Origin of the sequence: Alteromonas sp. CH_MED4-4 (assembly GCF_037029575.1) — a bacterium.
Taxonomy (GTDB): domain Bacteria; phylum Pseudomonadota; class Gammaproteobacteria; order Enterobacterales; family Alteromonadaceae; genus Alteromonas; species Alteromonas macleodii.
Genome location: NZ_JAYMEU010000004.1, coordinates 46,108 through 62,059, shown reverse-complemented (window position 1 = coordinate 62,059; position 15,952 = coordinate 46,108). Strand labels below are relative to the sequence as shown.

Annotated in this window: 15 protein-coding genes; 3 read left to right on the top strand and 12 right to left on the bottom strand. The window is 44.8% G+C overall.

What is annotated here, in order from left to right; all coding sequences use genetic code 11:
* Nucleotides 1-33: 33 nt before the first annotated feature.
* Entirely contained in the window at nucleotides 34-999 is a 966-nt protein-coding gene (gene trxB / locus WA381_RS04375; RefSeq protein ID WP_014949336.1) for a thioredoxin-disulfide reductase, read from the bottom strand.
* A gap of 538 nt (nucleotides 1,000-1,537) precedes the next feature.
* Between trxB and yfbV the strand changes: the two genes are divergently transcribed.
* The gene (yfbV, locus tag WA381_RS04370; protein ID WP_014979203.1) at nucleotides 1,538-1,987 is read left to right on the top strand and encodes a terminus macrodomain insulation protein YfbV; all 450 of its coding nucleotides are present in this window, start codon (nucleotides 1,538-1,540) and stop codon (nucleotides 1,985-1,987) included.
* Between the two features lie 44 nt (nucleotides 1,988-2,031).
* Here the strand turns inward: yfbV and WA381_RS04365 are convergent, their stop codons facing one another.
* Both WA381_RS04365 and sppA read right to left on the bottom strand, forming a co-directional pair.
* A complete protein-coding gene (locus tag WA381_RS04365) occupies nucleotides 2,032-2,508 on the bottom strand; it encodes a SprT family zinc-dependent metalloprotease (RefSeq protein ID WP_156086371.1) in 477 nt (158 codons plus the stop codon).
* 86 nt (nucleotides 2,509-2,594) lie between these two features.
* Nucleotides 2,595-4,460, bottom strand: coding sequence for a signal peptide peptidase SppA (gene sppA / locus WA381_RS04360; RefSeq protein ID WP_156086372.1), 1,866 nt, complete (start codon nucleotides 4,458-4,460; stop codon nucleotides 2,595-2,597).
* A gap of 399 nt (nucleotides 4,461-4,859) precedes the next feature.
* Here sppA and WA381_RS04355 point away from each other — a divergent pair, with 399 nt between their 5' ends.
* Both WA381_RS04355 and WA381_RS04350 read left to right on the top strand, forming a co-directional pair.
* A complete protein-coding gene (locus tag WA381_RS04355) occupies nucleotides 4,860-5,471 on the top strand; it encodes an HvfX family Cu-binding RiPP maturation protein (protein ID WP_101564464.1) in 612 nt (203 codons plus the stop codon).
* Nucleotides 5,472-5,640: 169 nt separating this feature from the next.
* Nucleotides 5,641-6,192 carry an NAD(P)H nitroreductase gene (locus tag WA381_RS04350; RefSeq protein ID WP_014949342.1) on the top strand — a complete coding sequence of 184 codons (552 nt, stop codon included), beginning with the start codon at nucleotides 5,641-5,643 and terminating at the stop codon, nucleotides 6,190-6,192.
* A 100-nt stretch (nucleotides 6,193-6,292) separates the two neighbouring features.
* Here the strand turns inward: WA381_RS04350 and WA381_RS04345 are convergent, their stop codons facing one another.
* From WA381_RS04345 to mrdA, 9 genes are all read right to left on the bottom strand, one after another.
* Complete coding sequence (locus tag WA381_RS04345) at nucleotides 6,293-7,132, bottom strand: DUF2797 domain-containing protein (protein ID WP_101564466.1); 840 nt, start codon at nucleotides 7,130-7,132, stop codon at nucleotides 6,293-6,295.
* Nucleotides 7,133-7,173: 41 nt separating this feature from the next.
* Nucleotides 7,174-8,181, bottom strand: a complete 1,008-nt coding sequence (gene ansA, locus WA381_RS04340) for an asparaginase (protein WP_061485799.1) — start codon at nucleotides 8,179-8,181, stop codon at nucleotides 7,174-7,176.
* Nucleotides 8,182-8,371: 190 nt separating this feature from the next.
* On the bottom strand, nucleotides 8,372-9,334 hold the full coding sequence (gene lipA, locus WA381_RS04335; RefSeq protein WP_061485800.1) for a lipoyl synthase: 963 nt from the start codon (nucleotides 9,332-9,334) through the stop codon (nucleotides 8,372-8,374).
* Entirely contained in the window at nucleotides 9,327-9,998 is a 672-nt protein-coding gene (gene lipB, locus WA381_RS04330) for a lipoyl(octanoyl) transferase LipB (RefSeq protein ID WP_014976409.1), read from the bottom strand. The genes lipA and lipB overlap by 8 nt, the downstream gene beginning before the upstream one ends.
* On the bottom strand, nucleotides 9,999-10,262 hold the full coding sequence (ybeD, locus tag WA381_RS04325; protein WP_014949347.1) for a DUF493 family protein YbeD: 264 nt from the start codon (nucleotides 10,260-10,262) through the stop codon (nucleotides 9,999-10,001).
* 101 nt (nucleotides 10,263-10,363) lie between these two features.
* Nucleotides 10,364-11,548, bottom strand: coding sequence for a D-alanyl-D-alanine carboxypeptidase family protein (locus WA381_RS04320; protein ID WP_014949348.1), 1,185 nt, complete (start codon nucleotides 11,546-11,548; stop codon nucleotides 10,364-10,366).
* Nucleotides 11,549-11,866: 318 nt separating this feature from the next.
* Nucleotides 11,867-12,889, bottom strand: coding sequence for a septal ring lytic transglycosylase RlpA family protein (locus WA381_RS04315; protein WP_156086373.1), 1,023 nt, complete (start codon nucleotides 12,887-12,889; stop codon nucleotides 11,867-11,869).
* Between the two features lie 5 nt (nucleotides 12,890-12,894).
* Nucleotides 12,895-14,010: a rod shape-determining protein RodA gene (gene rodA / locus WA381_RS04310; protein WP_039232696.1), complete on the bottom strand. Its 1,116-nt coding sequence runs from the start codon at nucleotides 14,008-14,010 to the stop codon at nucleotides 12,895-12,897.
* On the bottom strand, nucleotides 14,010-15,923 hold the full coding sequence (gene mrdA / locus WA381_RS04305) for a penicillin-binding protein 2 (RefSeq protein WP_075176511.1): 1,914 nt from the start codon (nucleotides 15,921-15,923) through the stop codon (nucleotides 14,010-14,012). The genes rodA and mrdA overlap by 1 nt, the downstream gene beginning before the upstream one ends.
* Nucleotides 15,924-15,952 lie beyond the last annotated feature (29 nt).

Below are 15,952 nucleotides of genomic sequence, written 5' to 3'. Positions count from 1 at the left end.
GCCCCACTGAACAGCAGGGCTTGGGAAACAGTATTAACCTTGTTCAGGCATCGTACCATCTAAGTATTTTTCAGCATCTAGCGCCGCCATACATCCTGTACCTGCTGATGTAATGGCCTGACGATAAATATGATCGCTCACGTCACCTGCAGCAAACACACCTTCAACGCTTGTTTGCGTCGCATTGCCGTTTGTACCGCTGTTTACAACGATATAGCCATCTTTCATTTCAAGCTGCCCATCAAAGATATCGGTATTCGGTTTGTGACCGATAGCAACGAATAGACCCATAACATCAAGCTCTTCAGTGGCATCACTGTTCGTATCTTTAATACGGACTTTGGTTACACCCATTTCGTCACCGAGCACTTCATCTAGTGTACGGTTTAAGTGTAATACCACGTTACCGTTTTCTGCTTTATCACGAAGGCGTTGCTCAAGAATTTTTTCACTTCTAAAGCTATCTCTTCTGTGAATAACATGTACTTCTGATGCAATGTTTGAAAGGTAAAGCGCCTCTTCAACAGCGGTGTTACCACCACCAATTACCGCTACTTTTTGATTGCGGTAGAAGAAACCGTCACAGGTTGCACAAGCAGATACACCTTTACCCATAAACGCTTGCTCTGATTCAAGACCAAGGTATTTAGCTGAAGCACCTGTAGCAATGATTAGTGCGTCACACGTATAAGTACCGCTATCTCCGTAAAGCGTGAAAGGGCGCTTCGAAAAGTCAGTCTTATTGATGTGATCGAAAATAATTTCAGTATCGAACTTTTCAGCATGCTTTTGCATACGAACCATTAGATCAGGACCAGTAAGGCCTTCAGGATCGCCCGGCCAGTTTTCTACTTCTGTCGTGGTAGTAAGCTGCCCGCCTTGTTGAATACCAGTTAACAGTACAGGTTTAAGGTTTGCACGTGCAGCATAAACCGCTGCTGAATAACCTGCAGGGCCTGAACCCAAGATAAGTAGACGGACGTGTCTGCTTTCTGCCATTTTCCTCTCCAAATAATTCACCCAATAGGGTTACTTATAAAATTTCTCTTAGAAAGCTAGGTAGGGGCGAAAATCTGTAAATCAAGCTCAACACCTAGTTACTTTTATTATAGTAATTTGCCAGCGCAACATCTGCAGGTCGTTATTCACTTGCTTTAACAAAAGTAACAACAAAGCCATGCAGCACAATGTTTAGGCTTAAGCGCTATATGATGCCTTTAAGCGAGAAAAATGTCACTTAAAGATAGATTGAACTTATACCTTTTAATTATTAACGTAGGGTGTATTAGTTACACAACGCCGATCTTCACAGCAGACCAAAAGGCAGCCGCCACATCAACGAAACTTAATTTACTACAGTGCAATCGTATTTGATAAGATCGATGCTGATAGTTTATCGCTGTAATTACGTACTGATTTAGAAGAACCAGTTTGTATTAGCCAAAAAGCGGATTACAATTTAGTTATAACTATCGAATAATGACGTGAGTGATATCAGCATTAATGCTGATAGTAAGGTTTATCAAAGAGGTGAGGCATGTCTCAATCAATAATGACAATGTTGAAAAACGGTCAGCAGTACATGAAGACATGGCCTGTGAGAAAAGAACTCTATGCTTTTTTCCCAGAGTGTAGAGTTGTAGCAGCGACTAAGTTTGCAATTAAAACCATGCCGCCAGTGGCAATGGTTTCATGCGCGCTGCTCTATCAGAGTTTAGGCGCCGATTATCTACCTCAAACCATCACCATAGGTGCTTTCTTCTTAAGTCTGCCTATGCAAGGTTTGCTTTGGCTAGGACATCGCTCTGACCAATACCTTCCACCACAACTGAAAAGCTGGTACCAAGAAATCCACTCAAAAATGCGCTCGCAAGGTGTGGCTATGACCAATGCTAAATCAAAACCAAAATATAAAGAGCTAGCGCAACTTCTTAAGACAGCGTTTAACGATTTAGACAACGCATTTACTAAACACTGGTTTAATTAACAGCACGTATCCTGTAAATACCGCTCGCCAGACAGCGTCTTGGGTCAATAGGCTTTTAGGCTGCCAACGTCTGGTGCGCGAAGCAAGGCCTGACACTTCCTACATTTGTATTGTGCCCCTTTTAAAATATTATTGTGTCTGCGTGTACTTAGCGCATAAGTGTCACAGTCACACACATAATGAAAAGTGCGGGCTACCCGTTTCACGTCAAATTGATGGGTAGCATTAGGCGTGCAGTTAAATACGCTGCGCATTATCGACTGCCATTCTTTGCCGTGGGGCTGAACTCTGCCAAACAGAACCCATACCAACAAATGGCTGACTTCGTGTGGTACCACGTCACTTAAAAAGGCATCGATATTATCTTTAAACAGAAGTGGGTGAAAATTCACGCGGTTTTGCTGTAAAAACGCAGTGCCCGCATTTTTCCCCGACCGTCTAAAAGTGATGGTAGGGCGCTTGAACGTTTGCTTGAAGTATTGCTCTGCTTGCTCATAGCAATAAAAAACAGCGTCGGTAATAACGCGACGCTGTTCTTGAGTTAAGTCATTTGAAGCGATGTTGCTGCCTCTGTCTTTTTACTGTTTCTACTTATTTGCTGCGCGTATTATTTAACGTCACAAGGTAAACATAGCACGTAGGTACCCTTAGGGTCGTTTAGTTGGTTTACTAAACTGAACTCTTTAAGTACGCGCTTAAATTCATTTACCAGTGCAGAGTCGGCATGGGCAAATTGCCATTTGCCCACAAACGTCATTGCCTGGCCAAAGAATTCCTTCCAGAAAATTTCCTGGGCACTCAGCGTGCGTTGTACGTAGAACGTATCATAATTTTCTAGCTCGGCGAGCTCGGCCGCAGCAACTACAGCATCGTCAACCGTACCAAGCTGGTCTACCAAGCCAAGTTCAATTGCATCTTCGCCAATCCACACGCGTCCTTGGGCAACCCTATCCACTTCTTCTACCGACATACCACGAGCATTTGAAACCAACGACAAGAAGTTTCCGTAAGTGTTTTCAACGTTGCGCTGAAGAATTTGACCGAATTCTGGTGCTAGTGGACGCACAGTAGAGAAGCCTGCAAGCTCTGTAGAGCCCACACCATCACTGTGAATACCTAAATAATCCAGTGAATTCTCGTAGGTCATAAACATACCAAACACGCCAATCGAGCCTGTAATTGTGCTAGGGCTTGCAATTATTCTATCGGTACTTGCTGCAATCCAATAACCGCCTGAAGCTGCATAGGTGCTCATAGAAGCAATAACGGGCTTACCTGCTTGTTGTAGCTGCAACACTTCCTGACGGATAATTTCAGAGGCGAATGCGCTGCCTCCAGGAGAATCAATCTGAAGAACCACTGCTTTTACGTTGTCGTCTAGACGTGCCTTTCTTAAAAGACGAGCGGTGCTGTCTCCACCTATAGTACCGGCTTTTTGATTACCGTCTAAGATGGTGCCCTTGGCAACTACAATCGCCACTTTATCTATATCTGACTCGATAACCGGCATAGGCGGGTTAACAACTTTAAGATAGGTATTGAACGAAGTGAGGTTAACGCCGTGATTGTTTTCATCTTCACCGACTAACTCAGTAAGCTCCAATCTTACTTCTTCGCGGGTCTTCAATGCGTCTACCCAATTATTCTCTAGCGCATACTGTGCGAAATCGCCGCCTGCCGCTTCAAACTTTGCTAATAAACCTTCAAGGGTCTCGTCAAAGTTTGCTTCATCGATACCGCGAGCTGCTGCTACATCCGCTTTGTATTGCGCCCAGTAACCATCTAACCACTGTTTCTCCGCTTCTTTTGCTTCTTCAGACATATCATTTCGCATGATAGGCTCAACAGCAGATTTATAAGTACCAACCCGGAAGATATGCGTGGTTACTTTTAACTTTTCTAGCATGTCTTTGAAGTACATGCCATAACGGCCGTAGCCTTCAAACATTAACCCGCCCATTGGGTTCAGATAGATGCTATCAGCGTGTGCTGCCAAGTAATATTGGTCTTGGGAAAAGTAATCGCCAATGGCATAAACGGGCTTTTCAGATTCTTTAAATGCGTCAATAGCATTAGCTACGGTGCGCAACTTGTCTAAACCACCGCCAGTAAGACCTTGAAGGTCAAGAACCAAAGCTTTAATACGGCGATCCTTTTGCGCATTTTCAAGCACTTTCACTACATCGCGTACCAGTACTTCTGGGTTTTCAGGTTCACTGCCTAGCGATTCTTGTAAGAACTGTTCGAAAGGATCAATGCTTTCTTTTTCTATAACTAGCTTTCCGTTAAGCGTAAGAAACAAAGCACTGTCTTTGTTTACGGTAAACTGTTCATCGTCCTGACCAGTTATTGCGATTATCAATCCAACAAAAATAACAATGAATATCAAATTAAAGAAAAGTTTGCGGGTGAAGTTAAGCACCGTCCACAAGCCAATAAACAAGGATTTAGTCCAATTTCCTTTGGCTGCCATTTTAATCACTACCTTTTTTTGAATTAACTAACCAGAGCAAGATAGATCAGGCATACCTTACTCACGTACTGCATTCTATTATGTTACCTAAATCGAGTAAGATCGCGAACTTAATTGTAATTTTTTGTGAGTGTCTTTGTTTTCGGCGACTTACGATGACTTTTATTCTGCGTTCTTTTTTTTCGTCTTGTTCCAGCCACTTTCGAATGAGAGAGGCAATACGTTTGTGACTATCCTCGCTCATCGTCATAAGAAATTTTCCATTCTTTGCTTTATAGCCGGTTTTTCCATGGCCCTTTTTCATTAGTCGCAAAAACGGTGAGGGCTTATTTTCGCGCGATGAAATTTTTTTCATAAAGTGCCGTTCTTATTTCTTAATCACACAAAGTAGGCAAAACAATGACACACATTTACCAACAAATCATAGCCCGACTGCAAGTGGCAGATGGCATTCCTTTACTTTTATTGCGCTTGTATTTAGCACCAGTGATGATACAGGCTGGCTGGAATAAAGCATCCAGTTTCGACAGTATTGTAGATTGGTTTGGTAACGATGATTATGGGCTTGGTTTACCAATGCCTTTTGTAATGGCGTTCTTAGCTACAGCCGCAGAACTCGTGGGCGGTGTTCTATTGTTATTGGGTGCATTGACCCGCTTGGTGAGTATTCCATTAATGGTAACCATGATAGTCGCTATGGTGAGTGTTCACGCTAAGAATGGATGGCTCGCTATTGCTGATGCGTCTTCATGGTTGGCCGACGGTACAATCTTACTGAATGAAAACATTATGGCTGCGCCAGAAAAGCTTGCGGCAGCTAAATCATTGTTACAAGAGTATGGCCATTATGACTGGCTTACATCCAGCGGTAACTTTGTGGTACTTAACAACGGCATCGAATTCGCTGCGACCTATTTTATTATGCTTTTAGTTTTGTTTATCTATGGTGGTGGACGCTTCTTTAGTGTCGATTACTATGTGAATAAAGCCATGCGTTCTAAAAGTAATTAGGGACGCTCCATTTCCTGTACAAAAGGCCGGAATTTTCTGGTCTTTTTCGTTTATGAACCGTAGGATCTAGCAATCAGGTTAGGTAAATTATTGTTGTTGGCACGCTTTTCTCGATTATGAAAATCGAAGCGTGATAACAGCAACGCGAAAAAATAAAGTAGGGACGTAAATGGACGCATTAACATTGTTACTCAACAGAAGTTCTCAGCCTCGATTGGAAGCGCCAGCACCTAGTGGAGATGCCTTAGAGAATATTATGCAGGCTGCACTACGTGCCCCAGACCATGCTTGTCTTACTCCGTGGCGTTTTATCGTGTGCACAGGAAAAGGGCTGGATAAGCTAGGTGCACTCTATGAGCAATCCGCTATTGAAAATGAAAAGTCGCAGAAAGAAATTGAACGTGCCGTGCAGCTTCCTCACCGCGCACCTATGGTTATCGTAGCCATCGCAAAGCATGTGGAACATGAAAAGGTACCGCGTGTTGAGCAGATAGCGTCGGCAAGCTGTGGCGTTATGGCGATGCAAATGGCAGCAGTAGCACAAGGGTTTAACGGCATGTGGCGCACCGGTGGCTACGCACACTGTGAGACGGTAAGAAACGGATTAGGTTTAAGTGAAGAAGACGAGCTGGTAGGTTTCTTATATTTAGGAACACCAGCGTTTGAGCCTGCACCTAAACCGCAAAGAAATAGTAACGACTACTTTGAATTCTGGCAGTAGTTGATACCTATTCGAATAAACTGCCGCATTAGATAGCTAGCTGCGGGTAATAAGGGTCTTATTTTTATAAGTAAGCTAAAATAAGACCCTAACATTTAACCTAGAAAGATAGGTCTACATTATAACCAGCGAACTTCCTGATATTAATAACGCGATCGCCATCTAGCATCCAGTATTGCCCTTTGATACCTTGCAATACACCAGTAAATGACGGTGTCTTATCTAAGTTTAAAGATTTTATCTTTACCGGATAATCTTCAACAGGGTAATGAATATCATGGATAGGCGTAGTCACTTCTGATACTGCTTGAAGCCCTTTTTCTTGCTTCAGCGCTTCTAGCTCACTTTCAATTTTACCCATTAATTCGGTTTTGACCTGTTCTAAATCAACCTCGTCAGGTTTGCCCTTTAACATTGTTCGCCAATTGGTTTTATCTGCAATGTGATCTTTGCATAACGTTTCAACCAAACCACTGGTAAGCCTGTCAGGAACTCGCAGCATTACGGTAGCTTGCGTAGCTCCTTGATCCATCCACCGCGTAGACACGCCTTCGGTGACTTGACGAGTGATGCCCACTTTTACCGTACCTGTGTTAGCCAAATAAACAAAATGCTCACTAAAGCAATGTTCTTCACCCCACTGAGGTTCTCTGCACGTCCCTTCGTGGTAATGGCACTTTTCTGGCTTAATAATGCAGCTATCGCATTGTGCCAGCGATATCAAACACGGGTAGCAGTATCCTTGGTTGAAGCTTTTTTTGGTTTTGCGGTTGCAGTGAACACAGTTGATGTCACCAGAGTAGGTTACCGTTACTTCCTTGCCGATAAGAGAATTGATATCTACCAGCTCATCACCAATTGGAAGCGAGTAGTGCACGGTATTGTTTTCATCGGCGGAGGTACGCATTTTTTTAAGCATACCCGAATATGTTGTTATCACTTGTTGAAACCTTTTTCTTAAAAACTTTATTTGTAACGCTGCTAGTCGCTTAATTCGCCACGCAAGTTTTGCGTTAATAGATGGCTTATTTCCTCAAAAGGAAGCCCTTTACTTAATAAGTAGTGCAGTTTCGCGAGGGCTGCCTCGGGCGTCATATCGCTACCCGATAAAACTCCTACTTCTTGTAGGCCATGGCCGGTGGCATAGCCACCCATGTTTACGCGACCGCGCATACACTGGGTACAATTCAAAACAGGAATTTCTCTGGCTTTTGCGTATTTTAACTGTGCAATAAGCTCAGGGTTCTGAGGTGCATTGCCCACACCATAACTCAGTAAAATCAACGCGTTCACCGGCTGCTGCAGCGTGTTTTTTATGACCTCCGGCGCAATACCTGGATACAAACTAACCATGCCGATCGGTTGGGCTTTGACGTTCGATACCGTTAAGGTGTTATTTGGTGTCTTCGCTAATTCACCGGCTTTCAGACGAATGTTAATGCCAGCTTCTAACAGTGGAGGAAAGTTAGGGGAGTCAAAGGCACTGAACCCATCTGCATCTACTTTACGGCTGCGGTTGCCACGAAGTAGTCTGTTGTTGAAGAACAGTCCGACTTCGGCAATGGGGAAGTTCGCGGCAACGTATAACGCGTTTAGAAGGTTGACTTGACCATCTGAGCGAAGCTCTGCCAGTGGAATTTGAGAACCGGTAACAATGACAGGTTTTGACAAATCCTCAAGCATGAAACTCAACGCCGAGGCGGTGTATGCCATGGTGTCTGTACCGTGCAAAATAATGAAGCCATCGTACTTGTCGTAGTTGTCGGCGATATCATCGGCAATACGCTGCCAATCAGACGGGTCCATGTCTGATGAATCGATAAGGTTATCGTATTCATGCAGGGTAAAAAGGGGCATTTCAGAACGGTGAAACTCCGGCATCTTTTTCAGTGTGTCTGACAAGAAGCCTGCAGCGGGTACGTAGCCTTGTCTAGACGGCTTCATACCAATAGTTCCACCTGTATAGGCAATATATATATGTTTGCGCATGAAATGACCTTACCCTTAATTTGGGAATACTTTTCAGAAGGGGATAGCGTAATTTGACGGGCATTCTAACAATACCCACGGGTTTGTCACCCTGAAATACGAAGGCACAAAAAAGCGGTGAAGATCACCGCTTTTATTCTGTATCAACTTTTTAGCAACGTTAGGCTGAGCCCTATGCTGAAGTTCGGTACTACTTAACTTCTTTACCCGCTGCTTGTTGGTCTGCATGGTAGCTCGAGCGGACCATTGGGCCACATGCTGCATGCGTGAAGCCAATTTCTTTTGCGTAGTCACCAAGGGCGTCGAATTCCTTAGGGTGTACGTAGCGCTTAACCGGGTAGTGGTGACGGCTTGGCTGAAGGTATTGACCCAGCGTAAGCATGTCCACATTGTGAGCGCGCAGATCATCAAGTACGCCTTGAATTTCTTCGTTCTCTTCGCCCATACCCATCATCATACCAGATTTGGTCATCACGTCAGGGTGTTGTGCTTTAAACTTCTTAAGCAAATCTAACGACCATTGGTAATTCGCGCCAGGGCGACATTCACGGTATAAACGCGGGATCGTCTCTAAGTTGTGGTTGAACACATCAGGCACGCCGTTTTTGAAAATCTCAAGTGCACGATCCATACGTCCACGAAAATCGGGTACTAATACTTCGATTGTCGTTGTTGGACTGTGTTCGCGAATGGCGTTAATACAATCTACGAAATGCTGAGCGCCACCGTCGCGAAGGTCATCGCGGTCAACAGAAGTAATAACCACATAGCGCAAATTCATTTCTGCAATGGTTTTAGCCAGCTTCTCTGGCTCTTCTGCACTCGGAGGCAGTGGTTTACCGTGGGCTACGTCACAGAAAGGACAACGACGGGTACAAATATCACCAAGAATCATAAAGGTGGCTGTACCGTGGTTGAAACACTCGGCAAGGTTAGGACAACTCGCTTCTTCACACACAGAGTGAAGATTGTTTTTGCGAAGTGTCTGTTTGATGTGATCAATTTTCTCGGTAGTACGAGGAAGCTTGATTTTAATCCACTCCGGCTTGCGCAGCATTTCTTCCTTTTCAGTAGGAATAATAGTGACGGGAATGTGTTTTACTTTTTCATCATCACGGAGTTTTACCCCCGCTTGAGGTCGTGCATTACTCATCAAAACCTTCTTTGTATGTTGGCTGTGCAATGGAAAGCGCTTCTAGCAACAAATGCGTTAATTCATTACCAGCGGTCTCAAGCGTAGTTGGACCATTGAGGCGCGCGGTATCGATCATTTCCATACCGGCATAACCGCAAGGGTTAATACGCTGAAACGGTGATAGGTCCATATTAACATTTAAAGCTAAGCCATGAAACGAGCAGCCATTACGTATTCTTAAACCTAATGAACAAACTTTCTTCTCATCGACGTATACGCCAGGCGCATCGGGCTTTGGGTACGCGGTTACGCCATATTTTTCGAGTAGTCCGACCACCGCTTCTTCCATAGCAGTGACTAAATGACGAACACCCAGTTTTCTGCGCTTAATGTTTAGCATCAGATAAATAACTTGTTGCCCTGGACCGTGGTAGGTCACTTGGCCGCCCCGGTCAACCTGAACAACAGGAATGTCACCAGGCATAAGTATGTGTTCAGCTTTGCCCGCTTGTCCTTGCGTAAAGACAGCATCGTGCTCAACAAGCCAAATTTCATCCTGGGTGTTTTGGTCGCGTTCATCGGTGAAGCGCTTCATTGCCTCGAAGATAGGCTCATACGGCTGACGCCCTAATTGACGCACTATAACGCCGTTTGCGTCAGACGCTATCGACTGCTCATTCACTTAAAGTACAACCCTAACCAGCTCTAATTTGGCAAGTTCAGTGTAAATGGTTTCCATGTGCTCTTTACTGGTTACACGCACACTGATAGACACCGAGTGGTAAGTACCTTTACTACTTGGTTTTACGTTAGGCGAGTAATCGCCTGGCGCATGTTGCTGAAGGCAGCTCACTACCTGTTGAGGTAGGTCTTCATGAGCAACGCCCATGACTTTAAACGTTTGGTTTGTTGGAAAATCTAGTAATTCGTCGAAACGGGTATCCATGCGATATCCTTGGTACTTAAAATATCATATAAAAAAACGGCCAGATTGTAACAAATCTGGCCGCTTCACAACTAGCTTTTTAACGTATTCAGTAAAGGTGTTTACTCGTCGTCAAATCCTAGCTGAAGCATAATGTAGTCTTTCATGCGATTAAAGAAGCTGCCTTCTTTTACTTCTTGAAGGGTAACTAGGGGATAGCTAGCCACATCTTCACCGTCTAGTTGTAGATAAAGTTTTCCAACAACCTGACCTTTTGCAAGTGGTGCTTCAAGCTTGTCATCAAGTTCGAAGTTAGCTTCTAAATTAGCCGCCTGACCGCGTGGAATAGTAATGGGGGTAGATTGATTAATTCCAAGGTCTACTGTCTCTCTATCACCCATATAGATGCGGTGAGCAACGAAACTATGACCAGCTTGGTATGGCGTAAGTGTCTCGTAAAAACGGAAGCCGTACTTAAGTAGCTTTTTGTTTTCAACTTTACGTGCACGTTCGCTATCAGTCCCCATGACTACAGAGATTAGACGCATACCGCCTTGCTCTGCAGAAGTGATTAGGCTGTAGCCCGCATCAGACGTGTGGCCAGTTTTAATGCCATCAACGTTTAAGCTTTTGTCCCACAACAGGCTATTGCGGTTGTATTGCTTAATGCCGTTGTAGGTGAATTCCTTCTCGCTATAAATCTTGTACATTTCTGGCGTTTCTGCGATAAGCGCGCGAGACAGAATCGCCATGTCACGAGGGGTAGTGTAGTGGTCTGGGTCGTGAAGACCGTGAGCATTAACCCAGTGAGAACCACTCATGCCAAGTGATGCCGTGTGTGCATTCATCATGCTGGCAAAAGCAGATTCTGAACCTGCTACGTGTTCTGCCATAGCAACACAGGCGTCGTTACCTGACTGCACAACAATGCCACGTAGTAAGTCACGTACTGAAACTTGTGTACCTACTTCAATAAACATTTTTGACGAGTCAGGGAATTTCTTCGCCCATGCGTTTTCCGAGATAGTCACTTCGTCGTCTAAGCTGATGTTACCGGCCTGTAATTCTTTGCCAATAACATAAATAGTCATTATTTTCGTTAAGCTCGCAGGAGCAAGCTGCATGTCCGCATTTTTAGATGCAATCACATGACCCGTTTCAAAGTCGGTTAGAAGAAAACCTTCTGCGGCAACTGAAGGAGCAGGCGGAGTGACTACGGCAGCATTTGCTGTGTGTAGTAAAGTGCCTATCACCAAAAAGGCAAATGAAAGTAATGACGGTTTAGCGCGTTGAATTATTCTGAGCATGGTTCTAATTTCTTTGACCGTTTTATCCGTGTGAGTTAAAGCTTACCCTATTGTTGCGATGACCGCGAAACGATGACCGCAAAACATGGCTACCCAATTTTAGCTTTTGTCCAGTTCGTAACCGAATTCTGTTGTTTCACCTACTTATTAGCTGAGGTGACGAGAGATCTTAACGAAAGGCTGCTTATAAGACTAGGTTTTATCAAAAAAGTTTACGCGATTGTAGGTATTAGGCGAAGAAACCGTGATATTGCCTGCTGAATGACACAATGCTGCCACAATGTCGTTGTTTTTATGAGCGTGCGACAACCCAACCAACTACATGGTCTGTGTAATCGCGTAAGCGTTGGGATAGCCATTTTGCTTTAATTGTTCAAGAACCTCCGCGACGACAGCTTCATCGTGGATAGGGCCAAGCTGTAGTTTATAAATGTTATCTGCTACTGGCAGGTGAGCGGGAATTTGATATAACGCCGATAGCACGTTAGAGATAGATTTTGCCTTCTCGGCGTTTGAAAGCGCAGCAACTTGAATATAGATCGCATCACTTACCGCGTTGCTACTTTTCTCACTGCTGCTTGAGTTGGTATCCGCGGTGTTCGAAGAGGGGGCTAATGGTGGTGTGGGTGAAGTTGCTGCCAAGGCCGGTGCGGGTACTACCGCAATACCCAAGTATTCATCGTAAGTAACAGTTGGATTGTTTCCCACCGTCACATTGTTTTGTTCGTCAAAGTGGATAACTTCAAGTTTGACTCGCGCTGTGCCTTTGCTGTGGTAGCCTAGTTTTACTGCGGCTGCATACGACAAATCGATAATTCTATCATCGTGAAAAGGGCCGCGGTCGTTAACGCGGACGATCGCTTGTTTGTTATTTTCCAAGTTAGTAACACGCACGTAAGAGGGCAGTGGCAATGTTTTGTGAGCCGCGCTCATGGCAAACATATTGTAAGTTTCGCCATTTGAGGTTAAGTGACCGTGAAACTTCTGACCATACCAACTGGCATAGCCGACCTCTTCATAGCCTTTACCACTATCCATTGGCGTGTAGTGCTTGCCCAGTACCTTGTAAGGCCTGCTGTTAAACATGCGGTAGGCTTCGTATTTTGGTACAGCATCAAGTGTTTCTGGTTTTTTGGCAACGTGCTTAGGCGCTGAGTCTTGCTTTTGAGTATAGCGACCAGATTGTGTAGGTGCACTTTGGCATCCCACTAATGCCAAAACTATAAAAACAGCTGAGCCATAGCGAAAGAACTGTCCGTTTGCCAGATTTTGGGCAACAAGACCCGCATTAACTAAACCCGCTTTTACAAAATCAAGTACCGAAAAAAGGCGTTGCAACATACAAGTTATCTAGACATTAAACGTTTCTGAGTGGCAATGGCCATAAGAATGCCAAAACCTGCCATTAAAGTCACCATAGATGTTCCTCCAAAGCTCACTAGAGGAAGGGGAACACCCACCACGGGAAGTAATCCGGACACCATGCCCATGTTTACAAATACATAAACAAAAAAGGTAAGGGTAATACTGCCACCAAGCAATTTTGCATAGGCGTCTTGTGCCCGGCTAGAAATTATAAGGCCGCGCATAATTATAAAAATGTATATTGCCATTAAACACATTACACCGGTAAGACCAAACTCTTCGCTGAATACTGAAAAGATAAAATCGGTGTGACGTTCGGGTAAAAACTCGAGTTGTGACTGCGTACCCTGTAACCAGCCTTTGCCGTCTACACCACCGGAACCAATGGCAATTTTAGATTGGATTATGTGGTAGCCAGACCCTAGCGGGTCGCTTTCTGGGTTCAAAAAAGTAAGAACCCGCTGCTTTTGGTAATCCTTCATTAAAAAGAACCACATCACAGGCGCAAACGCGCCAATGAGGCCGCCCACTACTGAAATAAGACGCCAGCTCATACCTGCCAGGAATATGGCAAAGATACCTGAACTGGCGATAAGTAACGAGGTCCCTAAATCAGGCTGCTTTGCAATGAGAATGGTGGGCACGACCACCAAACCAAACCCAACGATAATGTGGGTGGTGCGTGGCGGCATAGTGAATTTACTGATATACCATGCAACCATCATAGGCACGGCAAGCTTCATCAGTTCAGAGGGCTGAAAACGGATAAAGCCCAGGTCTAGCCAGCGCTGTGCGCCTTTGCCCATATCACCAAATAATAAAACGGCAATTAGCATGAGCAGGCCTGCACCATAGGCATAGGTTGAGAAAAACCTAAACACGCCCAAAGGGGCTTGGGCTAATCCGAACATAACGATAAAGCTAAATCCCAGTCTGATAAACTGGCGCTCCATTTGCTCCATATCCTGACCTGACGCCGAGTACAGAGTAAATAGCCCAACACAACTTAGCACGAGTAGCCCGACTAACAGCCATCCATCGATATGAATGCGCTGAAGAAAACTTATTTTATTAGGGTTTATGGTGGTTCTCTTCACTAGTTCGTCCCTAATTCATTATCACTGTTTGCCGAGTCAGCTTCGGCAGTTTCAAAAACTCGGTCTCTGAAATAGAAATCCATGATTTGACGGGCGACGGGTGCTGCGTTCTTACTACCACCGCCTACGTTTTCAAGGACCACGGTTACCGATATCTCTGGATCATTGAAAGGAGCAAAGCCAACATACATGGCATTGTCTCGAAGACGCTCATCAATTTTAGTAGCGTCATATTTTTCATTTTGGCCAACGGTAAACAACTGTGCTGTTCCTGTCTTACCCGCAGAGTCGTAAGGGGTATCTGCAAATGCATGACGCGCGCCGCCTTCTTCGCCACTCACAACATCGCGCATGGCGTTTAACACCACATCTAAATTGTTACGGTTCTTGATCTCTATAGGCCGCAGCGACTTAAGTGGGATGAGGTCGACAGAACTATCGGTGTTCATATAACCGCGAATGATTTGTGGAATATAGCGTTCCCCAGCATTGATCAGCGTGTTAACCGATGTATTTAACTGTACCGGCGTGGTGGTCCAATAGCTCTGTCCTATACCAACGGGTATGGTGTCACCAATATACCAAGGTTGATTAAAGCGAGCGCGTTTCCAGCCTCGGCTAGGCATGTTGGCATCTGACTCTTCGTAAAGATCGATACCCGTGAAATCTCCGAATCCGAATTCGTACATAGATTCACTGATTTTATCGATACCCAATTTATACGCTAGCTCGTAATAATAAGTATCGCACGACACTTCTATTGCTTTTGATACGTTAACTTTGCCATGTCCCCATCGACGCCAATCGCGCCACACGTGCGACACATTTGGCAATTGATAGCGACCTGTATCGTTAATGGTGTAGTCTTTGGTGATAATGCCTTCTTCTAGTCCAACAAAACCAAGGTGCGGTTTAATGGTAGAAGCGGGAGGGTATTGTCCTTGTGTCGCCCTGTTAATTAGCGGGCGGTCTGGCGAATTCAGTAGCGCAGAGTAATTCTTGCTGCTGATACCGTGCACGAATAAATTGGGGTCGTAACTAGGGTTAGAGTAAAGTGCCAGTACGCCACCTGTTTTAACATCGGTAACCACTACAGCGCCGCGCATGCCTTCTATTATTCGCTGGGCTTCTAACTGAAGCTCTAAATCCAGGTTAAGTACGATGTCTTTGCCCGGTGTTGGTGGCTCAACACTGAGTACACGAATAATTCGGCCTTGGTTGTTTACTTCGACCTGCTGATAACCCACTTTTCCATGAAGCAGCTCTTCGTGGTATTTCTCTATGCCTAGCTTACCGATATCGTGGGTTGCGGCGTAATTATCTTCTTGGCCTGCTTCAACAAGTTTTTGTAAGTCTCGCTTGTTAATGCGTGCAACATAACCCAGTGCATGGGTAAGCGTTTCTTTATAAGGGTAATGACGAGCTAAACGCGCTTCAATTTGAACACCTGGAAATTTGTGTTTGCTGGCAGAGAATAACGCTACTTCTTCTTCGCTTAGCTGAGTGCGAAGCGCAACGGGTTTAAATCTTCGCGTTCCTTTAAGCGTAGATTGAAAGCGTTCAATTTCATCGCTGGTGATGCTCATTAACTCGGTCAGATCTGCAAGGGTTTGCTCAATATCATCCACTTGCTCTGGAATAACTTCCAAACTGAAAACCGGACGGTTCTCGGCTAAAAGCACGCCGTTACGGTCATAAATGAGACCGCGGTTAGGCGCTACGGGCAGCACTTTAATTCGGTTACCGTTAGACCGGGTTTGATAATCTTCAAACTGGGTGACCTGCAAAGAATAGAGGTTGTTAAGTACAATGCCCAACATGGCCACAACAATAATAAAAGCAATGGTCGCTCGGCGCGCGAACAAGTTCGCTTCAGCGGAGTGGTCCCGTATTGCTTGACGTTTTCGTTGCATTGACTTCCTTTGCATTAATAAAGCGACCA